The 24,696-nt window shown below is 46.3% G+C and carries 13 protein-coding genes and 1 CRISPR repeat array; of the genes, 9 read left to right on the plus strand and 4 right to left on the minus strand.

The genetic code is table 11. The annotated features are described in order from the left end of the window. Nucleotides 1–3: 3 nt before the first annotated feature. A CRISPR array of direct repeats spans nucleotides 4–1,278; the repeat unit is 37 nt; unit sequence GTTGGAAGGCCGATAAGAACCCAACAGGGATTGAAAC. Between the two features lie 1,037 nt (nucleotides 1,279–2,315). The 9 genes from VNM22_04790 (at nucleotide 2,316) to VNM22_04830 (ending at nucleotide 17,636) form a co-directional block, all read left to right on the plus strand. Further along, complete coding sequence (locus VNM22_04790; GenBank protein ID HWP46457.1) at nucleotides 2,316–2,672, plus strand: hydrogenase maturation nickel metallochaperone HypA; 357 nt, start codon at nucleotides 2,316–2,318, stop codon at nucleotides 2,670–2,672. A gap of 20 nt (nucleotides 2,673–2,692) precedes the next feature. After that, nucleotides 2,693–5,236 (plus strand): carbamoyltransferase HypF, encoded by a 2,544-nt coding sequence (gene hypF, locus VNM22_04795; GenBank protein ID HWP46458.1) that lies wholly within the window; start codon nucleotides 2,693–2,695, stop codon nucleotides 5,234–5,236. Nucleotides 5,237–5,339: 103 nt separating this feature from the next. Then, nucleotides 5,340–5,597, plus strand: coding sequence for a HypC/HybG/HupF family hydrogenase formation chaperone (locus VNM22_04800; protein ID HWP46459.1), 258 nt, complete (start codon nucleotides 5,340–5,342; stop codon nucleotides 5,595–5,597). Nucleotides 5,598–5,629: 32 nt separating this feature from the next. After that, nucleotides 5,630–6,739 carry a hydrogenase formation protein HypD gene (gene hypD, locus VNM22_04805; GenBank protein ID HWP46460.1) on the plus strand — a complete coding sequence of 370 codons (1,110 nt, stop codon included), beginning with the start codon at nucleotides 5,630–5,632 and terminating at the stop codon, nucleotides 6,737–6,739. Between the two features lie 243 nt (nucleotides 6,740–6,982). After that, nucleotides 6,983–8,038 carry a hydrogenase expression/formation protein HypE gene (hypE, locus tag VNM22_04810; GenBank protein ID HWP46461.1) on the plus strand — a complete coding sequence of 352 codons (1,056 nt, stop codon included), beginning with the start codon at nucleotides 6,983–6,985 and terminating at the stop codon, nucleotides 8,036–8,038. Nucleotides 8,039–8,142: 104 nt separating this feature from the next. After that, a complete protein-coding gene (locus VNM22_04815; protein HWP46462.1) occupies nucleotides 8,143–8,763 on the plus strand; it encodes a hypothetical protein in 621 nt (206 codons plus the stop codon). Nucleotides 8,764–9,005: 242 nt separating this feature from the next. Continuing rightward, the gene (locus tag VNM22_04820; protein ID HWP46463.1) at nucleotides 9,006–12,869 is read left to right on the plus strand and encodes an OmpA family protein; all 3,864 of its coding nucleotides are present in this window, start codon (nucleotides 9,006–9,008) and stop codon (nucleotides 12,867–12,869) included. Between the two features lie 104 nt (nucleotides 12,870–12,973). Beyond that, entirely contained in the window at nucleotides 12,974–15,181 is a 2,208-nt protein-coding gene (locus VNM22_04825; GenBank protein ID HWP46464.1) for a SpoIVB peptidase S55 domain-containing protein, read from the plus strand. A gap of 274 nt (nucleotides 15,182–15,455) precedes the next feature. Then, on the plus strand, nucleotides 15,456–17,636 hold the full coding sequence (locus VNM22_04830; GenBank protein HWP46465.1) for a hypothetical protein: 2,181 nt from the start codon (nucleotides 15,456–15,458) through the stop codon (nucleotides 17,634–17,636). Between the two features lie 474 nt (nucleotides 17,637–18,110). Here the strand turns inward: VNM22_04830 and trmB are convergent, their stop codons facing one another. The 4 genes from trmB to VNM22_04850 form a co-directional block, all read right to left on the minus strand. Further along, nucleotides 18,111–18,785: a tRNA (guanosine(46)-N7)-methyltransferase TrmB gene (gene trmB, locus VNM22_04835; GenBank protein ID HWP46466.1), complete on the minus strand. Its 675-nt coding sequence runs from the start codon at nucleotides 18,783–18,785 to the stop codon at nucleotides 18,111–18,113. Continuing rightward, nucleotides 18,766–19,386, minus strand: coding sequence for a UbiX family flavin prenyltransferase (locus VNM22_04840; GenBank protein ID HWP46467.1), 621 nt, complete (start codon nucleotides 19,384–19,386; stop codon nucleotides 18,766–18,768). Before VNM22_04840 ends, trmB begins: the two co-directional genes overlap by 20 nt. A 49-nt stretch (nucleotides 19,387–19,435) precedes the next feature. Then, on the minus strand, nucleotides 19,436–21,568 hold the full coding sequence (locus tag VNM22_04845) for a hypothetical protein (protein ID HWP46468.1): 2,133 nt from the start codon (nucleotides 21,566–21,568) through the stop codon (nucleotides 19,436–19,438). 145 nt (nucleotides 21,569–21,713) lie between these two features. Then, complete coding sequence (locus VNM22_04850) at nucleotides 21,714–24,128, minus strand: VCBS repeat-containing protein (protein HWP46469.1); 2,415 nt, start codon at nucleotides 24,126–24,128, stop codon at nucleotides 21,714–21,716. Nucleotides 24,129–24,696: the final 568 nt, after the last annotated feature.

The raw sequence follows: 24,696 nt of genomic DNA on the forward strand, positions 1-24,696 counted from the left end.
GAAGTTGGAAGGCCGATAAGAACCAAACAGGGATTGAAACCTGAAATGTATACCTTTTCTCCCATTTTTTTTTCTAGGTTGGAAGGCCGATAAGAACCCAACAGGGATTGAAACTATTGACCAGCCAGACCCCCTCATTAAAAAGTTGGGTTGGAAGGCCGATAAGAACCCAACAGGGATTGAAACTTCTTTTTCTTCTTTTATATTCCTGTTCCGTCTCGTTGGAAGGCCGATAAGAACCCAACAGGGATTGAAACAGCTCTACCGATTTTGAGAAAAAATGAACCAAACCGGTTGGAAGGCCGATAAGAACCCAACAGGGATTGAAACTTGAATAGTGCCAATGCGCCGGAATATGTGAAGGAGTTGGAAGGCCGATAAGAACCCAACAGGGATTGAAACTCTTCTAATTCTTCTAAAAAATCCATCCAGGTCATGTTGGAAGGCCGATAAGAACCCAACAGGGATTGAAACACCTCTTTAGCTACAGAATATGCTCAGTTAAATGCTGCGTTGGAAGGCCGATAAGAACCCAACAGGGATTGAAACTAAAATCAGCCGGCCCATTTTCATTGATTTTTTTCTGGGTTGGAAGGCCGATAAGAACCCAACAGGGATTGAAACCATCTCAAAATGCCGCTCCATTATTCTTCCGGTTTAGTTGGAAGGCCGATAAGAACCCAACAGGGATTGAAACGCCTTTTTTATGATTAGCGGGATTTGGGGCATTTGGTTGGAAGGCCGATAAGAACCCAACAGGGATTGAAACATCTTTCAACTTCTCTCTACCATCAATAAAGAACTTGTTGGAAGGCCGATAAGAACCCAACAGGGATTGAAACGGAAATCCAAAAGGGGGCGTTATTAAAGCTCTTTGCGTTGGAAGGCCGATAAGAACCCAACAGGGATTGAAACTACAACCGCAAGGCTAGCCGTGGAGGGGAGTAGCAGGTTGGAAGGCCGATAAGAACCCAACAGGGATTGAAACTTTATAAGTTTAGGAGGTACCAGGAGTTCTGCGGGGGTTGGAAGGCCGATAAGAACCCAACAGGGATTGAAACATTTTTTTCACAAAAAAAAAGAAGGGCTGCTTTCCGTTGGAAGGCCGATAAGAACCCAACAGGGATTGAAACGAAAAACTTGGAATCCAAATCCCAGGGGAGTGGAAGTTGGAAGGCCGATAAGAACCCAACAGGGATTGAAACTCTGGACCGATTTTGGATTATATTCCTATTCCTTTGGTTGGAAGGCCGATAAGAACCCAACAGGGATTGAAACTGAAAGCTTAACGTTTGTCAGTTGCCCTTTGAAGATCTACCCAGGTGGAGTAGAAGCGAAGAGTAGGGGCGCATGGCTGTGCGCCCCTACTCTATTTTAAGGGGAGAGTAGTACTTTGTTTACCTAGTTTTGTTTAACGTTTAAGTGGTCCTCACCCCCGGCCCCTCTCCCACGCTGCGGGAGAGGGGAGCTGGGGAGTGAAAGCAGCCCTATGAGGCCAAAATTAAGTAAACAGTGTAGTAGTGCTTTGTAAAGTTAATTCTGTGTGATTCCCCTCACACCCCCAGACCTCCATAAGCACCAGGTTAAGCTGAAAAGCCCTGTCAGGGACGAACTGCCAGAAATTGGTTTCTCAAATCGGTAGCCCCCGACTTGCGTCGGGGGTTTCGGTCATCTGTGAAACAGGTCCCCCCGCCGAGGCTAACCGACTTGTCAACCGGGGACGGTTAGCCTACTTATTCCGCTCCCATCCCTCACCCCCAGTTCCCCTCTTCTGTAGGGATGAGGGGCCCTTCATCCCTACAGAAGAGGGGGAACTGGGGGGCCGGGGGGAGGATAGGGGGAGGGTGAGGGGAGAAGGGCCGAAGGTCAGGGCCACTTAAAAGTCAGGTAAAACTAAGTAAACAAGGTACTCAAGATGACCTTGTAAAAGTCCCGGTTTATCGGTATACTTTAAGTAAGGCTTTAAGGAAAGAGGAAATGAACCTGGATCTGAATTTCTCAATGACCTCTTTGGAATGGGAAGCGAATTGATGGGCTGATGGCTTTAAAGAAGGGGACTTTATCCGATGCAGAGCGGGCACAGTAGGGGCACGGCGGCGCCGTGCCCCTACTTCTCAAATTTCTCTACTTCAGGATAGAGGGAATCAGATCATCAACAAACCCATGGGGAAATGAAAGTCAGGGTAAAAAAGAGCCGTTCGATCAAATAAAACCAATTTTAATTTGAAACTTGTGATGTCTATATTAAAAATTAGATCCCTGTAAAGGTTCAAGGCAAAGTATGAAGTATCAAACAGATCACGAAAGAAATCAAAATGCATGAGATGGGACTCGCTAAGGCTATTTTAACCGTAGCACTGAATGCGGCAGAAGGTCAAAAAGTGCAACGAATCTGTTTGCAGATTGGAAAATTGCAGATGGTGGCGCCGGATAGTCTTGAGTTCTCATTCCAATTGGTGGCCGAGGGTACAACAGCAGCAAAAGCTGTGCTGGAGATCGTGGAAGTCCCTCCTTGCCTACGCTGCAAGCAATGTGGAGCCCAAAGTGAATTCAATCATCCGCCGTTTACCTGCACACGCTGCGGTGTTTCTGATATGGAGATTGTGTCAGGAAACCAGGTCTTAGTAGATGCCGTGGAGCTGGAAAACGGTGTTACCATCAAATGCCGATGAGAGTAGGGGCACAAGGCCTTGTGCCCCTACTCAAGGCACAAGGCCTTGTGCCCCTACTCAAGCCTATCATCTGTCAGACGATCATCAACGACCTGATACCCATGAGTCTTAAAGAAATTAAGAAGATCCAGAATAAAGTCAAAATAGAAGGGAATAGACGTCTCAAGATTATTCTACGGGGAGCTGTTCAAGGGGTTGGATTTAGACCTTTTATCTACCGCCTGGCAACCCAACTCGAACTTCAGGGCTGGGTCTTAAACTCTCCCGAGGGAGTGCTTATTGAAGTCGAAGGTAAAGAAGAAAATTTAAATGCCTTTTTGCTCCACTTAGATAAAGAAAAACCACCCAGATCAATAATCCAAAGCCTTGAGTTCTCTCTTCTGGACCCCGTGGGTTTTAATAGCTTCGAGATAAGAAAAAGCGAAGCAACAGGGGAGAAAAGAGCCCTTGTTCTCCCTGAAATAGCTACCTGTTCTGAATGCAGGGAGGAAGTATTCGACTCTCTCGATCGTCGCTTTCTTTATCCGTTTACAAATTGTACAAACTGTGGCCCCCGCTTTACTATCATTGAGGCACTTCCCTACGATAGACAGAACACCTCCATGAAGATCTTCAAGATGTGTCCAGAATGCCGCGATGAGTACGAAGAACCCCAAAATAGGCGGTTCCATGCCGAACCAAATGCTTGTTCTGCATGTGGACCAACCCTGGAACTCTGGACTCCGAAAAGAGAGCCTATCGCAAAGGGACATAGAGCCCTTATCGCTGCAGCCGAAGCGGTAAGAGGTGGAAAAATTCTAGCCCTAAAGGGTTTGGGCGGATTTCACCTTATCGTAGATGCAAGGAATGAAAAGGCTGTAATTAAACTTCGTGAAAGGAAAGGACGAGAAGAAAAACCTTTTGCCCTTATGTTTCCGTCTTTGGATACGGTAAAAAAATATTGTGAGGTCTCATCCTTTGAAGAACGCCTTCTCTGCTCTCCGGAAAGCCCTATTGTACTTCTTAAAAGATACCCCACAGGAGTCCGGCAAACCGGTTCCCTGGCTGCCAGAGGGAAGTTAAGAACGATGAACAAAAAGATAGCTCCCAGTGTAGCTCCTCATAACCCTTATCTGGGTGTCATGCTACCTTATACGCCCCTTCACCATCTCCTGATGCAAGAACTTGGCTTTCCTGTTGTGGCTACAAGTGGGAACCTGACCGATGAACCGATCGTAATTGATGAAAAAGAAGCTCTGATCCGCCTTCAAGGAATTGCCGATCTCTTTTTGGTCCATAACCGTCCCATTATAAGGCATGTGGATGATTCCATTGCACGCGTAATCCTGGGAAGAGAGCTCCTCCTCAGACGTGCAAGGGGATATGCCCCTCTTCCCATCCGCCCTGTACAAACCCTTAATGGTAGCCCCCCTCTTCCTTCCCCGTCCACGGGGAGGGTAGGGTGGGGGCTATCGGGGGGAATTAATCGTGCACCCTTGCCTAAAATTCTGGCTGTAGGAGCTCATCTAAAAAATACCATAGCAATTTCTCTGGGAGACCAGATATTTATGAGTCAGCATATAGGCGACCTTGAAACACAGGAAGCTTATGAGGCTTTTCAAAGGGTTATAAGGGACTTTAAAAAGCTCTACGAATTTGAACCTGAAGGGGTTGCCTGCGATATGCATCCGGATTTCCTTTCTACTAAGTACGCGAAAAGCCTGGGCCTGCCTGTGATAGAGATTCAACACCATCACGCCCATGTGGCTGCCTGTATGGCAGAGAATGAGTTAGAAGGTCCTGTTTTAGGAGTCTCCTGGGATGGAACAGGATACGGTACTGATGGAACTATCTGGGGTGGTGAATTCCTTTGGGCTGATTATATTTCATTTCGACGGGTTTACCACTTTAGAACCTTTAGACTCCCCGGGGGGGAGAAGGCAATCCATGAACCAAGAAGGACAGCTCTGGGGATTCTCTATGAACTCTTTGGTGAAGAAGCCGAACAGGTTATGGAAAAAAAGGAGATCCCCTTTCTTCGAACCTTTTGTGAAGAGGAGCTTAGAATTCTCGGGCAGATGATAAGGAAAGGGATAAATTCTCCCCTTACATCAAGTGCTGGACGTATCTTTGACGCCGTAGCTGCTTTAATAAACTTGAGGCAACGGGTGAGTTTTGAAGGACAGGCAGCTATGGAACTTGAATACGTGACCAGAGAGGGAATCAACTCCTCCTATCCCTTTGAAATCACAAACCAAGAAATTATAGATTGGACTCCAATGATTTTAGCCCTCTTAGAAGATCTTCAAAAAGGAACGTCAAAGGATGTGATAGGAACAAAGTTCCATAATACCCTCTCTGAAATTATCCTGCAGGTAGCTCATCTTATGGGTATGGAGAAAGTCGTGTTAACAGGAGGTGTATTTCAAAATCGATACTTAACCGAGCGTACCTGGAGAAGACTTGAGGAAGAAGGATTCAAACCCTATATCCATCAGCGAGTACCCCCCAATGATGGGGGTATATCCTTTGGACAAGTCATGGTAGCTGCTTCCCGTTTTTTGACATCCGTCCAGGGCTGTTGAATATTCAACATGGCAGGTCAAACGTCCCATTTGACCTGCCATATAAGGGTAAAACTAACTTAATCCCATACCTTTGATCCACGACTAAAAAGGAGATGAGAGAATGTGTCTGGCAATTCCCGGAAAAGTAGTTGAAATTTTCCATGAAAACGGGCTTAAAATGGGTAAGGTCGATTTTGATGGGATCACCCGAAAAGCCTGTTTTGAATATGTACCGGATATACAGCTTGGGGATTATGTTCTGGTTCATGTAGGATTTGCCTTAAGCAAGGTTGATGAAGAAGAAGCCAAAAAGGTTTTTGAGTTCCTGGATCAGATGAATGAACTTGGAGAACTTAGAACCCTCCAGGAAGACAACTAAAAATAGAGGTCATTTTTAGTAGGGTTTAAACCATGAAATACCTTGATGAATATAGAAATGAAGAGACCATCTCTCGCATGGTAGATAAGATCCACCAGTTGGTGAAGCATCCCTGGGTTATCATGGAAGTCTGTGGCGGGCAGACCCATACGATTGTTAAATACGGAATCGATGAACTTCTTCCCAAAGAAGTTACGCTGGTTCACGGTCCTGGATGCCCGGTGTGTGTGACCTCCCTTGAGATGATCGACAAAGCCTTGGAAATAGCCTCTCGCCCCGACGTTATTTTCTGCTCCTTCGGAGATATGCTGAGGGTTCCAGGTTCCAAAAGAGACCTCCTTGCCGTTAAATCGGAGGGAGGAGAGGTAAGAATCGTTTACTCCCCCCTGGATGCTCTGAAGATAGCCCAGAATAATCCCCATAAGAAGGTGGTTTTTTTTGCTGTGGGTTTTGAGACAACGGCTCCGGCAAACGCCATGGCAGTATGGCAGGCCAAAAAGTTAGGGATAAAAAACTTTTCCCTCTTGGTCTCCCATGTCCTCGTCCCTCCTGTAATTGCCTCCATCCAACAGTCACCCCAGAATCGTATTCAGGGATACCTGGCTGCCGGACATGTCTGTACCATCATGGGGTGGAAAGAGTATGAACCGATTTCAGCCCATTATAAGGTTCCCATTGTAGTCACCGGGTTTGAACCTTTGGATATACTCCAGGGTGTCTACCTGGTCGTAAAACAATTAGAGGAGGGAAGGGCCGGGGTTGAAAATCAGTATGCAAGAGCTGTAAAGCGCGAGGGAAATATATCCGCTCAAAGGCTCATATTCAACGTTTTTGAAGTCACAGATAGAAAGTGGCGAGGAATAGGAATTATTCCGAAAAGTGGTTATAAGCTGAGGCATGAGTTCGGGGAATACGACGCAGAACGACTCTTTGAGGTTGATGAGATAAAGGCCCAGGAGTCTCCTGCCTGTATAAGCGGCCAGATTCTAAAAGGCTTAAAGAAACCGCATGAGTGCCCAGCCTTCGGTAAAGAATGTACCCCCGGACATCCGCTGGGAGCCACCATGGTATCTTCGGAAGGAGCATGCGCCGCTTATTACAACTATGGCAGATATTTAAAGCTACCAGCCATGAGTCCTTAATTGCCAACCCCTAAAGGATCCAAAATCTAAGATAAGAGACTCGTAGTCACAACAGGGAAGTGGAAAAGGCCGTTAGTAGGGGCACGGCGGCGCTATACCCGAACTCAGTGGGACGCCCATGCTCCCAAGCTTCCTCATCCCCCGCTTGCGGGGGATGAGGGGGAGAGAGAAGGAAATTATCTAACTTCTTTCCTCACCGACTTTTCCATAAAAAATCGGTGATTCAAAATAAAGAAGGCTTCAATGTCCGAAAACGTCGAATTCGTCCTTAGTTGTCCTTTACCAATAACAGATTATAAAAATATACTTCTCGGTCACGGAAGCGGAGGAAAACTATCCGCGGATCTGATAAAGAAAATATTTCTTTCGCAATTTAAAAATCCCTATCTCGGACCTCTTAACGATGCGGCTGTTTTTGAGGTAAATGGAACAAGACTTGCGTTTACAACAGACTCCTATGTGGTAAATCCTATATTTTTTCCGGGAGGAGATATTGGAAAGCTTGCGGTTAATGGGACTATCAATGACCTTGCGGTAAGTGGTGCAAGACCTCTTTATATAAGTGCAGCCTTTATTCTTGAAGAGGGCTTTCCCGTAGAAAACCTATGGAAGATCGTTCTTTCCATGAAAAGCGCCTGCGAAGAAACCGGGGTTTTACTGGTTACAGGAGATACAAAAGTAGTAGATAAAGGAAAAGGAGATAAAGTTTTTATAAATACCTCGGGTATAGGGATAGTCGAAAAGGATATCCAGATCTCTTCTGACCGGGCAAGACCGGGGGATAAAGTCATCCTAAGTGGTGCAATAGGAATTCATGGGATTGCTATTCTGTCCGTCAGAGAAGGACTGGAATTTGAGACTCATATCTTAAGTGATACGGCCCCGTTAACCTCTCTGGTCATGGATATGTTGAGTGTAAGTACAAAAATCCATTGTATGCGGGATCCCACACGGGGCGGGATTGCAAGTGCCCTCAATGAGATTGCCTCTAGCTCCAAAGTCGGAATCAGAATAGAAGAAAATAAAATCCCTATACCGAGAGAAGTCCAAGGAGCCTGCGAGATGTTAGGGTTGGACCCTCTGTATGTAGCCAACGAGGGAAAACTCATTGCCATCGTGGATAGAGAAGATGCCGAACGTATAGTTGAAAAGATGAAGACCCATGCTTTAGGTAGAGAAGCCGCTATTATCGGAGAAGTCCTTGATGATCACCCCGGTATAGTTTTTATGAAAACCCGAATAGGCGGTACACGGGTGGTTGATATGTTGACCGGAGAGCAACTTCCAAGAATTTGTTGAGAATAGCTACCCCTCGCCCCTGGCGGAGCTGGCTGATACCCATTAAAAATTGATATAAATACCAAACCTTTTTCAGAGTCGACAAAAAGGAAAAATACACGGAAATGAAAAGGTTATTCCTCTGGATCTTCTTTTTATCATCAGGATTATGGAGTTGTTCAAAATTACCCCGGGAATCTCCAGGACCTCTAACACCTATAACCCCGGAAGGAACTCTTGTGATTCGCTTCCAGGAATATGGGGCCTCTTTTACCAAAACCCAGAAAAACACCATTGAAAATTATGCAAAACCTATCCGAAGAATAATCCCGGCAGGGGAAAGCTGGATCTTAATTGCAAATTCATACTCGGATGAGGAATGGTTAAAAGCTTTCGGAAATTACTGCTCAGGATCAGGCCTCCTTAAGTCTAAAGGAGGTATTTTGATAGACAGGTTCTACGACGCTCATATCTGGATCGGGATCTCCCTGAAAAGTGACCGATGCCTGAAGGCTTTTCAAGCTTATAAGTATTTGAAACCTGTCATCTCTAACCATGAGTCTCTCTTTAACGAAGAAATCAAATACCACTTCTCTGAAATTTATAATCGATTAAATATAACCTGGACTCCCACCCTGTCTCCCCCGTCCATAGGAAGGAATAAGATGGAAGCTATACCCTATACCCTCAATAAAGAAGTCGCTAACCGCCTGATGTGCACAGACTATTGCTTTGATAAGTTGTAGCAAACTCTATCTGCTCTCCTTTATGCATCAAAAGCTACACCAAAACCTCTTATCAAACGAGACGTTTAACCTCCCTGCGCTCTACCTTCCAAAGGTATAAAAACTTCTTGACGAGATATAGGGAAAAATAGTACAACAAGTAATTAAAGCAGCACAGGGCACTATCAAAGTGCTTACAGGTCTTACCAAGGGGGATCTTTAATTATCATCGTAATTTCTTCTAAAGGGGAGGAGGAGGTACCATGAACAGTAATTGGAAGGTGGCAACTTTTGTCTTTCTCTTTTTGTTTGTTCTTACAGGCGGTGGCTTTTACTGGAAGTATCTGGAAGCTTTCGAAAAGGGGAATCGGTTGAATCAGCTTCAAACCAGAATGCAACAGGATAAATCAACCCATTTAGAAGAAGTCAATGCGCTTAAAAAGCAGATCGATAATCTGAAATCGGAAAACCAGACTCTTTTAACAACCCTTAAAGCTAAAGCAGAACAGGAAGCTCTCTTGAATAAAAGTACCCAACGCGTTAAGGATCTGGAACAGGAACTGTCGGATTTAAGGACAAGACTCCAGGAAGAAGTGGAGGGACGGGAAAAGATCATATCAGAACAAAATGAAAAAATCCAGGGGTTGACGGAGCAATTAGAGGAAATGGAAAAAAATCGGGCAAACCTGGAAAATCAGGTCTCTGAAGGGACTCAAAAACTGTCGGCTTTGGAACAGAAATATCAAAAGGAAATAACTGCAAAAGAAACCGAGCTTGCCACGGCAAAGGATAAGATCAATCAACTGACCAAACAACTGGAAGAAATACAAACCAACCGCTCGGATTTAGAAAAACAGATCACAGATCTGAAGGAAAAGTTTAAAGCAGACCTGGCCGATAAAGAAAATTCCCTTATAGAAGCCAATACTAAAATCGATCAACTCACAAAACAACTGGCCCAGAGCGAAGACGCCCGCTCTAAATTGGAAAAACAACTCTCAGACCTGAGCCAGAGGTTTCAAACCGAGGTCTCAAAACGTGAGGCTTCCCTCGTTGAGCTGACTAAAAAGGTGGGAGATCTGAATACTGCAAAGCTGGAAGCAGAGAAACGGCTGGCAAATCTCACAGAACTGCAACGGAATATTAAGGAGAAAGAAAAGCTCATAGAAGATCAGAAAAAACAGTTGGACCTGTTAAATCAACGATGGGAAACCACGGAAACAGAAAGATCTGAACTGGCCAAGCGGGTGAGTGATCTGGAAACCTTGTTGGCAGAAAAGACAGACAAAATAAAAAACCAGGAAACGGCTCTGGAGGAGAAAATTCGAGAAATTACTTCGCTGACCCGACAACTGGAGGATCTGAAGGCCGTTAAATCGGGCCTTGAAGCTCAACTGGCAGAAGCTCGCTCGGGTCTGGAAAATGAAATTAAAAATAAAGGAACCCTCATCGAAGAACACAATAACCTGGTAGCCTCCCTTACCCGACAATTAGATACGCTTAAGTCCGGAAAAGCTGAATTGGAAAAGCAAGTAACAGAACTTAAAACGGCCCTGGAAGAGCTCACGAAGAATAAAGAGGCCCTCGCAGAGGAGCTAAAAAAGAAAGAAGAGGCCCTCTCTGAACAGAATAGTCAAAATCAGGCCCTCAGGAGACAGTTGGAGGACCTCCAAACGGCCCGTGCCCAATTAGAACAACAACTGACAACACTAAAAGAAAATCTCCAAAAAGAATTGAAAACCAGAGACGCCTTAATCGAAGAATATGAACGTTTGATTACTTCGCTTAAAAAAGAGCTGGAGGAATTGAAATCCAGTAAAGCCGCCCTGGAACAACAGTTGAAGAACCTTCAATCTAAACTGGAAGACCTCATCCAAAGCCGGAAAGACCTGATCCAGGAAGTAGAAAGAAGAGATAATCTTCTCAAGGAACAAAACCAACGCCTCACTGCTCTAACCCGAGAGTTAGAGGAAACCCAGGTTGCTAAAGGCCGATTGGAAATTCGGCAGATTGAGATAACCCGACAATTAGAGGACTCAAAGTCGGAGAAGGATAAGCTGGAAACTCAACTCCAGGAAGTAACGAAGCAGCTAGAAGAAGCCCGGGTAGCAATGGCCGATAAAACCCGACAACTGGAAGAAACCCAATCGGCTAAAGATAGGCTGGAAACTCGATTAACCGGCCTGACCCAACAGTTAGAAGAAACCCAGGCCGCTAAGGATAAACTGGAAGCCCAACTGGCCAATAAAACCAAACAACTGGAAGAAGCCCAATCGGTTAAAGACAGGCTGGAAACTCAACTGGTCGATAAAACCAAACAATTAGAGGAAACCCAGGCCGCTAAAGACAAACTGGAAACTCAACTGGCCGATAAAACCAAACAACTGGAAGAAACTCAATCGGCTAAAGATAAGCTGGAAACTCAATTGACCAATCTAACCCAACAGTTAGAGGAAACCCAAGCTGCTAAAGACAAACTGGGAACTCAACTGGCCGAGGTTGCCCGACAACTCCAGGACATCCAACTGACCAAAGATGGATTGGAAACTCAACTGGTCGATAAAACCAAACAATTAGAGGAAACCCAGGCCGCCAAGGATAAGCTGGAAACTCAATTGACCAATCTAACCCAACAGTTAGAGGAAGCCCGGTCGGCTAAAGGTAAATTGGAGGCTCAGTTGGCTGATCTGAAAGCAGCCTTTGAAAAGGATGCCCTGGTTCGGGAAACTAAAATCCAGGAACAGGCAACCCGAATCGCTACTTTGGTTCAACAGGTGGAGGAAGCCAGGGCCGCAAGATCCAATCTGGAACAACAATTTAAAGAGGTCAATCAAAAATTGGATGAGGTTATTAAAAGTAATGAAAAGCTTATCCAGGAACTTAAAAATAAAGAAAAAACCCTGGCCGAGCGTGAAAAGAAAATAGTAGACTTTGCTATGAAGGTAGGATATATAGCCGATGTCAGTTTCGTTAAAGAAGATCTGGAACAGCAACTGGCAACCCTTACAGCCTGGTTTACCCGGGAGATTCAGGATAAAAAAGCTTTGATAGAAGCCCGTGAGAAGAAAATTGAGGAATTGACTACTCAGATTCGTGAGATTGAAACTAAAAAATCTCATTTAGAGAATGAGCTGGCCCGACTTAAAAAGGAATTGGAGGAGGAACGGAGTAAACAAGGAGTACGGGTTGCACAACTCACGGCACAAATTGAAGGTCTTACCAGGCAGATTCAAGAGATGGAGCGCATCCGAGCTGACCTGGAAAAACAATTATCCGATCTCAAGGTAAAGTTTGACCGGGAAATCGGGGAGAAAGATATCCACATTGCAGGATTACGCCAACAGATCGAAGAGAAGGAATCTCAGATCACTTCTCTTAAAGAAAAGGAAAAGGAACGGGAAGCTTCTCTGGAACAACAACGAAAAGAAATTGAAAACTACAAGACCCAGATTGAGCAACTTCAAGCCAAACTGGCTGAGCAGGAACAGGAAAGCCAGTATAAACTGGAGAAGCTGGAAGCCGTTTATAGTGAGCTCCTGGAAGAGCTCGGCAAAGGGATAGAAGCCGGAAACATAGAGGTAGCTGCTATCCAACAAAAGCTGGCCCAACTGGAAGAAACCAGAAAAATTAAGATGGACCGGCTGAAAACTACCTATGAAAGTCTGGTCAGAAACCTGGCAGAAGAGATCAGACAACATACAGTAACGGTGGAACGAGCCAGGGAACAACTCTCGGTGAACATTATCGATCAGATTCTCTTTGACTCGGGAAGTGCAACCATTAAAAAAAGTGGCATTGAGGTTCTCAATAAAGTCGGCATGCTCCTGAAAAACCTGGACGATAAGGCTGTTCGAATCGAAGGACATACCGATAGCCGCCCCATTGGACCTGATCTACAACCTATCTTTCCGACTAATTGGGAACTCTCTGTGGCCAGAGCCGTAAACGTGGTGAGATATTTGCAAGAAAAACTTAAACTGGATCCTACAAAATTGTCTGTTGCCGGCTATGCGCAGTATAAACCTGTCGCCAGTAACAGCACGGAGGAGGGAAGAGCTAAAAATCGACGGATTGAGATCGTGGTCTATTCGCTTCCACAGTACGGGCGCAATGCATTGCGCCCCTAATACGGGCGGACGGCCGTCCGCCCGTACCCATCCCTCGTTAAATTCGTGGGATAAGCTCCCAAAGGAGAAATATTTTCTCGGAGATTGAAATAGAGGTGCGTGTTATGAGAAGACTTATCGGTTACGTGTTTATAACGATGGTGTTTATTATCGGAACATTAACAACGAAGATTTCTCTAGGCGAAAACTTAAAAGATGAGCCGATTGATCTGGATCTAAATACTTTTATGCCGGTAGAAGAGGTCAAACCTGGAATGAAAGGAATTGGTAAAACGGTCTTTTCAGGTACACGGATCGATGAATTCCAGGTTGAAATCGTGGGGGTACTAAAAAATATAACCCCTCGAGGGGACATGATTTTGGCCAGGGTAACCGGAGGTCCTCTTCCTTTAGAACGAACCGGCGTTATCGCCGGTATGAGTGGTAGCCCTATCTATATAAACGGTCGATTGGTAGGGGCTTTGGCTTATACCCTGAGCATTTTTCAAACGGAGCCCATGGCCGGAATAACGCCCATTCTGGAAATGATAGCAGAGTATGAACGGAATAAGGCAGACCTGGAGGGAAATAGAGGCCAGATCTTGAAGGCCGACCGCAAAGAGGAATCCTGTGTGAACAAATCTTGTGCATCCACCCCTCGGGATACCGCTTCCCTACCGACCTCTATGCTGGGAAGTCGGATTAAAATGTTCAATTTTTGGAACTCTGTGATGAATCCTTGGGCGCAGGAATGGAACCTTTCAAGTCGACTCGGAACCTTTGAGGCTTCCCTTGAGGATCTGGATGTTGAAATTCAAAAATTAAAAGAATGGTTTGCCCTCCGTAATCCAGGATTCTCCTGGCCCATAGATAATAACCGACAAACCCAGGATTCCGAACCCTGGAGATTTTCCTTCCAGACATCGGGCCCGCCTGTGAGTGGGTTACCCTCTTCTTTTATACCTATTAAAACCCCCTTGACGCTGTCCGGCATCGATGAACGGGTTCTGAAAGAAATAACTCCTCTACTGGAAAGTTACGGGATTGTTCCCGTTCAAGGAGGCGAAGTAGCCGGTTTGTCGGGATCCATACAGGAAACCTTGACCCAAAACTCCTCTGCCTCTGCATCTTCAGCGGTGGAAATGCTACGCCCCGGTTCTTCTCTGGGAGTTCAACTCATTCGAGGAGATTTAACGGCAAGTGGTTTTGGTACCGTCACCTATGTCAATAAAAACCACCTGATCGCCTTCGGACATCCTATGTTCGCAGCGGGTAAGGTAGATATCCCCATGACCACCTCCTACGTCCATATGGTTATGGCAAATCAAATCAACTCCTTTAAGATCGCATCTCCCCTTACCGTCATGGGAAGTATTCGACAAGACCGACGTACCGGTATTACAGGAGTCATGGGAAGTCCTCCTCAAATGGTGCCTTTAAAAGTGGTCGTGGAATCTGAAAAGGATCATCGAGTAAATGAATACAATTTTGAAATCATCAATGATGATTTCTTTGCACCGCTCTTTGTAAGAATCAGTTGCCTGAATTCACTCTTTGCTTCCTTTAGGGCCATCGGAGATGTTACCATTAAGGTTCAATCGGAGGTTTACTTAAAAGATCGGCCTCCCCTGATCCAGAAGAACGTTTTCTCTGGAGATGAAGCTTCGGTATTGGCTTCTTTAGCCTCCGTCAGGCCAGTAGGGATCTTGATGAATAACCCCTTTGAGGATGTTCAGGTGGAGAAGATTCTCATTCACCTGTCGGTGTCGGAAAAACTGGAGGTGGCTAAGATCGAGGGGGCTCGGGTAAGCAGAGACGTGGTTAAACCGGGAGAATCTACCCGCTTGACGGTCTTTATCCAGCCTTTCCATGGTGAGTTAATTGCAGAAAAGGTCGATGTAACTATCCCAGAAAGCTCACCCCGGGGGGAATACCGATTGATGGTTTGTGATTCGCAAATCATCAATACCTTTGAAAAATTTAGAGCCCCCCTGAACTTCGAACCCCAATCCCTGACCCAACTCATGAGCTTATTGGAAACTGAAGAACAGAATAATGAAATTATCGTTCAGTTGATTCATCCGAAATCTGGAGTCACCATCAAAGGCCGGGAATTTTCATCTCCTCCGGTGTCCCTTCTGGCTATTATGAATTCCTCCCGGCACGTGGGGGAAGGAGGCCCGACCCGAGGAACCATCTTCACACGACAGCGTATTCCTACCAACTATATGATATCCGGGTGTGAACTCCTCCCTATCACCGTAGACGACAAATATGGAATAGACTTAAATACGGACGGCAGTCCTAAAATTAAAAAAGGAGATAATCTATAGTTAACCCGGAGTCCTTAGTCTGGAATCTGCAGTTCCCCGATATCCGGCTACCAGGGAAGAAGACAGATTGTGACGTGGGGAATGGATGACGGGGGACGCGGCGACTATCTTCGTCGTATCTTTCCTGTCCCCACATTCCCATGTCCCTGCCTCCCCGTGTCCAATTCAGGAGGGGTATCTTTGGGGTAGGGGTGCAATGCCTTGCGCCCGTACTAGTTTTCCTGAAGAACACCAGATCCCGGATCCTGGACCCCGGACAACCAAAATTAGAAGTATGAAGAAGTTTGTAAGGGCGAACCCCTTAGCATCCTCAAGGCAGGTCTGGGTGTTCGCCTTTTGGGTCATAGTCCTTTTGCTTTATCCGGGCCCGTTTTCTGTAGAGGCCGTGAATACCATGTTCTGGGAAACCAGATCCCAACGGGATTTTAGTAGAGGAGAAGCCGATGGGGTCTCCATTACCAATGAAGGAGAGGTAGTGTTGTCTCCCAAATTAACGCCGGTTCTTAATACAGAGGATAAAGAGTTGTTCGTTTGGGCACTGGCTATGGATGCCGATGAAAACCTCTACGCGGCCACAGGAAACAACGGGCGCATCTTTAAAATCTCCAAGGAGGGAACCCCCTCCCTTTTTTTTGATTCTCCAGAGGTCAGTATCCTGAGTTTAGCCCTTGATGCACAGGGGCATATTTACGCTGGTAGTTCCCCCGATGGGGTCATTTATAAAATAGATCCCCAGGGAACCTATCGAACCTTTTTTAATACCGGTGAAACCTACGTATGGGCTTTGGTTGTGGACACTTCCGGAAATATCTTCGCCGCTACAGGGGATAAAGGCCGAATCTATAAAATCTCCCCCGAAGGTAAAAGCCGTATTTTATTCGACTCCGGACAATCCCATATTACCGCACTCATCCCAGATGGGCAGGGAGGGTTCTATGCAGGCAGTGAAGGGGATGGAATTATATATCGGGTAAGTCCTGAAGGAAAAGTCTCTGTCCTCTATGACGCGGAAGAAAACGAGATCCATGCCCTGGTCTTAGATCGCCAGGGAAACCTTTATGCTGCTGCCTTGGCCAGCCGAACGACAACCCCTGTTTCCAGGGATAAAAAACCCCCTGAAGAAAAGGATACTAAAGAAAAGCGAAGCATTAAAACCTCCAGCATTTACAAGATCACCCCGGAAGGAGCCGTTACAAAAATATGGAGCTCTCCCTCCAGCTTCGTCTATTCCATGATCCTGGATAAAAATGATAGACTCCTGGTTGGAACTGATGACCGAAGTACGGTCTATGAAATCTCCTCAGATGGAGAATTTACAACCCTTTTCCGTACCGATAAAACCCAGGTCCTCTCCCTCCTTCAAGGAGCAAATCAGGATATCTACCTGGGAACCGGAGATACGGCCATGGTTTACAAAATAGATCTACACGCCCGCGAAATGGGAACCTTAATATCCCCAACTTATGATGCTCAAATCATTTCAAAATGGGGAAAACTTTCCTGGAAAGGGACCCCCCAGGGAATAAAATTTATGACCCGAACCGGAAATACAGAAAAACCGGATAGTACCTGGAGTCCCTGGTCTGAGGAATATACCGATAAAGATGGAACCAATATTACCAGCCCACCAGCTCGCTTTATTCAATGGAAAGCTATCTTAGAACCAACTCCGGACATGGATTCTCCGGTGCTCAAAGAGGTTACGATTTCTTATCTCCCAAAAAATCTGAGTCCTCGAATCAATCGACTGAATGTGATCTCCTTCCGGGAGGAACCACCGGCACCTCCTCCTGTAAAGGAAATCAAAAAACCCGATGAGAAGGATGAGAAAAGCGAAGAGAAAACGCCCCCTCCCCCAAGCCCCATCCGCCGGGTTAAAGTAGAACGAGGTAAAAAACTTATTACCTGGGTGGCCGAAGATCCCAATAATGATACCCTGGCCTATGAGCTTTATTTTAAGGGAGAAGAGGAAAAAAATTGGAAGTTGCTGGAGGAAGATATCCGAGAAAACTCTTATCTCCTGGAGACCGAATCTTTACCCGATGGATGGTACCAGATCAAGATTAAAGCCAGTGATGCTCCTTCCAATCCCGACGATAAGGCGTTGACGGCAGAGAAAATCAGTGAACCCTTCTTAATCGATAATACCCCTCCCGTAGTAAAATCTATTTCTACGCACCGAGATGCAACGACCGGGGATCTTCTGGTTTCCGTTCAGGCAATGGATAATGCAAGTCCACTTAAAAACGCACAATATTCCCTGGATGCCGGAGAGTGGAAAACCGTTTTTCCAAAAGATGAAATATTGGATTCGAAGGAAGAAGAATTCGAGATTTCTTTAAAAAACCTCTCTCCCGGAGAGCACACGCTGGTCTTTAAGGTCACAGATACCTCGGGAAATGTAGGAGCCGGAAAAACCGTTATTCAAAGCCCCTCCCCGCTCTCTCAAAAGTAGCCAGGGTTCAGGATTTCCTTCCTGCCAATAGGGGCCTGTGACAACAGGTCCCTACTCCTTCTTGTGGAGTGCAGGCCCCTTGCCGACTTCTCTTTAGACCGGGGAAGAATTCAGGTAGTAGGGGCACAAGGTCTTGTGCCCCTACTACCTGATATCCTGTAAAGTTGATCCTGTGTAATTTTCTACCCTTGCCCCCGACTTCCATACGCGCCGGGATAAGAAGGTTAACCCCAGCGGGGCAACCTGTTTAACAGCTTGAAAAATTCTGATACTTTATCCCTCGACGAAAATGGGGGGTTACCTACTAGGGGCGCAATGCCTTGCGCCCTTTATCCTTCGACAAAAATCGGGGGTTACCTACTAGGGGCGCAATGCCTTGCGCCCCTACTACGTCCCTGACAGGGCTTTTCAGCCCCTACCCTGTGCCTCCCCGTGGACGGGGAGGGAAGAGGGGAGGAAGGGGGGAAGGGAATTTCATGTTTTCTTCTGGATACGTTGAGAATAATTTTTATCCAACCCCTTCTCAAAACTCCCATAGTAAATCTTCCGACCTTCTTTCCGATACTTGATTTCGTAGTTACTAAGACCTTCTTTTTCTAAAACCCTCAGAGGGTTTTCCTCAGCCTGTGACGTATCGGCTGTTGTAAAGGGCCAGGAATGATCGACCGGAGACAATTGGGTATACCGGGTTATCAGATCCAGGATGACCTGATAATAGCTCTCAACATCGGTAGCTATATTTAACCGACCTCCTGGAACCAACGTACGTTCCAACTGAATCACAAAATTTTCTTTGAAGAGCCGCCTTTTGGCATGCCTTCGCTTTGGCCAGGGATCCGGAAAATAAATGTGATAGGCAGATATGGAGTTATCCGGGATAAATCGAGGAATAAATTCCTCAGCAAGGGCCATAACCAGTCGGATATTTTTCAGCCCCCGTTTTAGGATACGCTCACGGGTAATTCGAAAACATTTACGAGATCTTTCGATACCTAAATAATTTTTCCCGGGGTTTTCCCAGGCAGACCTGAGCAAAAATCGGCCTTTGCCAAACCCGATTTCGATTTCCACAGGATTGGTATTCCCAAAAAGACTCTCCCATTCCAGAGGCTGTGGGAGTTTGGTAAGATCAAGCTCCAATTCTTCCATCTTCTTTCTTCAAACCTCTCTTTCGTGCTTTTGGAGATTTCTCTTTCCATCTCGGCAAAAGAGGATAGTCTATTTCAAAATAATCCAGAACCCTCCCCAAAGTTTGATTGACAACGTCTTCGATGGTTCTTGGTTGTGTATAAAAAGCCGGAGCCGGGAAAAATACTAAAGCCCCCATTTCAACCACGGCCAGCAGATCCTTCAGGTAATCGGGCGAGAGAGGGGTTTCCTGGATGAGCAAGGCCAGTTTTCGCTTTTCCTTTAAAACTACATCGGCAGCTCGGGAAATAAGGGTATCAGATAGGCAGTTGGCGATGGTAAACAGAGTATCTCTGGAGCAGGGAACCAGAATCATGCCGAGGGTTCGAAAAGATCCACTGGCAATACTGGCCCCGATATCCTGATTATTATGAAAAACATGGGCCAGGGCTTTGACCTTCTCAACTTCCCAGTCGGTTTCCTGTTCAATCCGTCGCTCCCCTTCTTTGGAAATGATCAGGTGAACCTCTAGCTTCGGCTGCTGTCGAAGAATTTCAAGGAGACGAATTCCATAAATAACTCCCGAAGCTCCTGTAATACCGACAATGATTCTTCTTTTCATAGGATATAGTGAAGGGTGATGTATAAAAATACCCGGTCCGTGAGGATGGTTATTTTAATATATCTGCCAAGGACTCTGAAAGGCTACTCAATTTTGCAGGTTCAGGAGGTTCTTTGTCCGTCATCCCTCCATCACCTGCATAAAGAAGAATCAGCTTTTCCACACGAAGCACGCTATCTGCCAACTTAAAATCCAGAGGAAGGGTTCTATACAGGCTTATTTTTTTTATTTTCATCGGCTTTTCCAAATCAAATTGAGCATAATAATTATAACTTTCAAACCAGGGGCCTTTGCGGATATGGGTCACCCAGGCAGTATAAATCATGGCCCGATTGTGGGCGAGAAAAGGTTGAATATCCGGATTCCCGAAAGCCCACTCTGAGGTATGTTCGCCTACCAGAATGGGAAAGGATTGGATCTCTTCCTTATCCGAAGACAGGGTTAAGAAGGCTATGGCATTGGATTGGGGAAATCCTACGGAATTAGCCAGACTGGAGACCAGAATCAGGGACCTGGTCAAAGGAATCGAGTCCTCTTCTAATTTAATTTCCCAGGCCGGTTTATTCAAGGACAGGTAGAAAGGGGGTATACCCGGAACAGAATACCGGCGGGGGGCCTTGATGAACAGGAACAGGGGAATCAAAAGGAAAAGAATCCCTATACCGATTCTCCTTACCCTCTTGCTCCCCCCCTCCCAAGCCAGGAGAGGAGGGATCAGATATCCCAGACATATCAGGAATCCAAATACCGGTACCCAGACTCCCCAGGAGGGCCAGAAGGATTCCGAGGCTAGGGTAGGATAAAAAAACAAAATTTCTCGACCGAGATTTTCCGCCAGATCGACCTGGAAATTTCGGAATTTTCCTATCAAAGAGGGAATGTTACAATATCCCAGCAGGAGAGAGATCACCAGACTTAAATTCACCAGGAAAACGATCAAGACAGGCCCGAAAGAGAAAGGAATGGGGCTATGGAAGGATGATCCGTCCTTTTTTCCAAACATGCGTCCAAAAAATAACGCCATAAATCCTCCCAGGGCAGGAAGGAGGGGGATAATATCTTCCGGGTCAAAGGGTCTGACCAGCTCTGAACTGAAGGGACTGGCCGGAAAACCGTAACGGATCAGGCAGAGGAGAAGGTAAGCGAATAAGGCCGGGGTTAAGACTAAAAATTTCTTATTCAAACCTTCCCGGAGAAGAACGCCTGCGCCCAGGAAAGCCAATAGATAGAGGGGTGCATAGCTGAAAAGCCCGAGTTGTCTATCGAGAAGGAGTGCAAAGACGCCTTCCAGAAAAGAAGGGGGGTGGAAGGTCGGATTAGGAACTATAGTTTTAAAGGCAAGACCTAAAAGAACCATCATCAGAGCAAACAAAATCGCCCGGCTTTCGATGCTTGTTTGGGCAAGTTTTTCCAAAACCCACCATTTCCCCACCCTCAACAGGTACCCCAATAGATAGGCCCCCCCCAGAGTAACCCATCCCAGCCAGAGGGGTGTAAAACGTAAAGGAATCTGGACCAAAGGAAAGTTGAAGGTCACTGAAAGCCAGACCAAAAACGAAGCGGTCAAAGAGCCGGATAAACTCAGACTTAACAGGAAAACTCCTGGAGTCAGGCAGGCAATCAAAAGGGTCTTAATAAAGAATCCCCCCACCCAAGTAAAAGGATAAGGAGAGGTTTGGGTCAGAGGGACCAGAAGGATATAACCTCCCAGGTTCAGGAAGAAAAGAAATAAAATCAACTTTCTCAAATCCAGATCCGGCTTTTCCAGGTTAGAAGAAACCCGCTGATCCAGGGTAAATAATTTAAGGCTAAAATAGCTTAAAAAAATTCCTTTGATAAAAATTAAACTCAGCAAGAAGAGTTCAAACCAGAAATTAAAATCCCGGAGTCTTTCCCAGAAAAATTCCAAAGCCAGAAACGCAAGGGCGAAAGGATAGGTAAAGAGATCGACTTTCCGAGCAGTTCCTTTTATTTCTTGCCGGGTTCTAATTCGGAACAGCCATTCATAGAAGAAGAGGAAAGTAAGATAGACTAAAGGGATCCAGACCGCATACAGATAAGCTGCGGGAACGGGCAGAAAATTCTGAAAAGCAAGGTTCTGGGAAGGGGGGAACAACCGGTATAGAAAAATTCCCAGAAGTACGGAAAAAATCAGGTTAATGAAAGGGTTAAACAGCTTCAAAGGGAACTGCTTGTTTGTAGGTCCCACCCCTTCCCTCTCCATGGACGGGGAGGGAAGGGGTGGGACCTACAAACAAGCAGTTCCTGACTACACCAAAAGAAAGGAGCCACATATTTTACCATGGGCCCTGACTTTATCCAAGGTACTATTTGCCACCAGAAGCCGACACGGGAAGATCTCCGGCCAGTCCCCAAAACGATACCATGGGGAAAGCGGTATTGAACCCGGAGGAGGAGGTAGCAATATGCCATATTCCAAACCCAAAGGAGGTGTTAAAAATTCCCAGATCGGTTTTCCCATCCCCATCAAAATCCGCTGGAACTGGAAGATCTCCCTGGGCTCCAAAAACTCTTTGAACGGATTTACCGTTTACCAATGCGATCCAGGCTCCGGTACCGGGTCTCCAGACTGCTACATTGGCTTTAGTATCCCCATCGTAATCTGCCGGGACCGGTATATCTCCACTTTTTCCAAGATTGAAAATTTGAACGCCTCCTCCGGAGTTCAGGATAAACCATTGCCCCGTTGAAGATCTGAAGACGGCCAGATCATCCTTTCCATCCCCATCGTAATCGGCAGGAGCCGGTATATCTCCGGCTTTTCCCCAGTTTAAGACCACGGGTAAACCCCCACCGGAGGGAAGGATATACCAGTCTCCGGTTGAAGGTCTCCAGACGGCAAGATCGGTTTTCTGATCGCCATCATAATCCTTAGGAACCGGAATATCGCCTGACTGGCCCCAGGTGAAAAGATTGTCCACTCCACCCAGAAGGAGATGCCAGTCTCCGGTTGAAGGTCTCCAGACGGCAAGATCTGCGATTCGGTCTCCATCATAATCCCCCGGAGTTGGGATATCACCTGCAAGCCCGAAGGGAAAACCGAAAATGGAAGTTCCCTGTATAAACCACTGTCCGGTGGAAGGGGTATAGACTCCGATATCCGCCAGATTATCTCCATTATAATCTGCCAGGCCTGCAAGGGGGACGGATAATTCTGAGGGACTAATCCCTGATCCTGTATCGTTGAATAGTCCAGTTCCTCTGGCATTGGCCTTAAACTGGGGCCAGGGGAGTACCGACCCTCCTCCGGTTTGTTGCAAAATCTGAAGACTGGTCCCCTCGACCACGATCTCCTGACGTCCATCTCCATCTATGTCCCCAAGGGCAGGGGTATTATTTAGCAGGTTAGGAATAGAGGTACTGGAGAGAAGGGTTCCGTTGGCCCGAACGATGTTTAACTTTCCGAAAGCAACAACGATAATTTCAGGGATTCCATCCCCATCCACATCTCCAAGAACCGGGGAAGCCAGAAAACCTGTAGCCCCAGGTGCTGCTTTATCTAAGGTTACCGGAAAACCCGGAAGCAAAGCACCGGTATTTCCTTTAAATCCATAGAGCTTATCATCATCACTCCGGACAAATACCTCCAAAATCCCATCTCCATCCACATCTCCCACAGCCGGAGAACTGGGAACCTGAAATCCTCCTGTGGTTCGACTCCAGAGGAGCCGACCCGTTTTGGTATCATAGGCAAAGACGGTTTGATTGGTCGCTCCACTGGGGGGTTGTTTAAAAGGTCGACCCGTTCCAAATACTATATCCAGACGACCGTCGTTATTTATATCGGCAAGGGCCGGGGTGGAATTAAAGACTTCATCAATATTGACAACCAGGTTGACCTTAGCCGGGCATAAGGGACAGAAAGGGTCGGGAGGACAATTAGCGGGTTTCACAAAAGGGGTATTGGTATCGAATTTGCCGGTTTTTCCATCAATCACCAAAAGCCCACCCCCAGGCTTTGCCAGGGTAAAATTGACGGCGGCTGCACAGGGTCTTGCATCGTTGGCCTCAATTCCAAGAATAACTTCGGGTTGTGGATCATTATCAATATTGGCAATAACAGGTGAAGAAAAGATGGTATCTCCGGTTTTTATCCCGTTATATAAAGTGGGTACACCCTGTTCATCCACCAGATCAGACCAAAAGGTGTTTCCATTGATATCCATCGCCCTGAGAATCTGATCGAAACTCCCCACTACAATGTCTAAAATTCCATCTCCATTTAGATCTCCCAGAGCAGGCGATACAATACTGCTATCCGGGACGTTATCCGGAGGATCTATACTCCGATTATCAAAGACAAAAATCTGCCTTTGTAGAGGGGGAAGCAACCCTCCGGTATCCAGTAGTTTCAATAAAATCACACCCCCCGGACTCGTGGATTGAAAATTTATATTTCCGGTTGTAACTACAATCTCCAGAAGCCCATCCCCGTCCATATCCGCTACAGCCGGAGTTCCTTGAACCGAAGTCGGAAAGCCGTTTATCCGCAAAGGAACCTGCCAGAGTAATCTGCCGGTCCCATCAAATCCGTTCAAATTACCGGCTTCATCCCCGGCTATAATCTTCAAAGTGGCGGGATTATTATCCAGATTCACAATGCGAGGAGAGGTAAAAGGAGCCCTTCCAAGGTTATTTTGGGCAAAAACCAGACCCTCAAAAGCCCAGATGGCCAGAAGCATCCCTGCAAAATAGCCCATAACTTGTCGCTTTGAGATCATAAGTTTCCCTTTACTCTAAAGTACGCCTTCCGATATCAGCAAATCCCATACATCCTTTGCCTTGCCGTCCAGCGTATGGTTAGTTTATCTTGACCTATAGACAATGACTTTGATACAGTTTTTGATTTATAGCAAACTTAGTACCAGAGTCTTCAGAAGGTTAAACAAAGTGAATTATCTCCGGCTTACCCAACCCCTCTAAGCCTCCGGAAACTCATGCCTTGTAAAGCTGATGGGGTATAGTTCTCTTCCCTCACCTCCGGCCCCCCTACGCGCCAGGATAAGGGGTCCCCACCCTATCCCTCGCCCGTTTCACAAGGAAGCCCCCCTTTCCTCTATATCCCCCCGCACGTGGGTGGAAGTGAAGGGAGGAAACTTCGCTTCAAAGTCCCTTCCCTTGCAAAGCGGGGAAAGGTTAGTAGGTTAAACGTCTCGTTTGACTCCCCCAAACGTCTCGTTTGACATTAAGGAGATCCTTCTCAGGGATCTCACTCTTATCCTGGCGTCTAGGCTCCAGGCCTCTCTCCCAAGCTGTGGGAGAGAGGTGTAGGGGTAAGGGCAAAAATTT

The organism is Candidatus Limnocylindrales bacterium, assembly GCA_035559535.1.
Lineage (GTDB): Bacteria > Moduliflexota > Moduliflexia > Moduliflexales > JAUQPW01 > JAUQPW01.

Bases quoted from the DNA above. Each gene is read 5' to 3' on its own strand.
- VNM22_04790 (HWP46457.1), top strand. From the start codon at position 2,316: ATGCATGAGATGGGACTCGCTAAGGCTATTTTAACCGTAGCACTGAAT.
- VNM22_04800 (HWP46459.1), top strand. From the start codon at position 5,340: ATGTGTCTGGCAATTCCCGGAAAAGTAGTTGAAATTTTCCATGAAAAC.
- hypD (HWP46460.1), top strand. From the start codon at position 5,630: ATGAAATACCTTGATGAATATAGAAATGAAGAGACCATCTCTCGCATG.
- hypE (HWP46461.1), top strand. From the start codon at position 6,983: ATGTCCGAAAACGTCGAATTCGTCCTTAGTTGTCCTTTACCAATAACA.
- VNM22_04815 (HWP46462.1), top strand. From the start codon at position 8,143: ATGAAAAGGTTATTCCTCTGGATCTTCTTTTTATCATCAGGATTATGG.
- VNM22_04820 (HWP46463.1), top strand. From the start codon at position 9,006: ATGAACAGTAATTGGAAGGTGGCAACTTTTGTCTTTCTCTTTTTGTTT.
- VNM22_04825 (HWP46464.1), top strand. From the start codon at position 12,974: ATGAGAAGACTTATCGGTTACGTGTTTATAACGATGGTGTTTATTATC.
- VNM22_04830 (HWP46465.1), top strand. From the start codon at position 15,456: ATGAAGAAGTTTGTAAGGGCGAACCCCTTAGCATCCTCAAGGCAGGTC.
- trmB (HWP46466.1), bottom strand. From the start codon at position 18,785: ATGGAAGAATTGGAGCTTGATCTTACCAAACTCCCACAGCCTCTGGAA.
- VNM22_04840 (HWP46467.1), bottom strand. From the start codon at position 19,386: ATGAAAAGAAGAATCATTGTCGGTATTACAGGAGCTTCGGGAGTTATT.
- VNM22_04850 (HWP46469.1), bottom strand. From the start codon at position 24,128: ATGATCTCAAAGCGACAAGTTATGGGCTATTTTGCAGGGATGCTTCTG.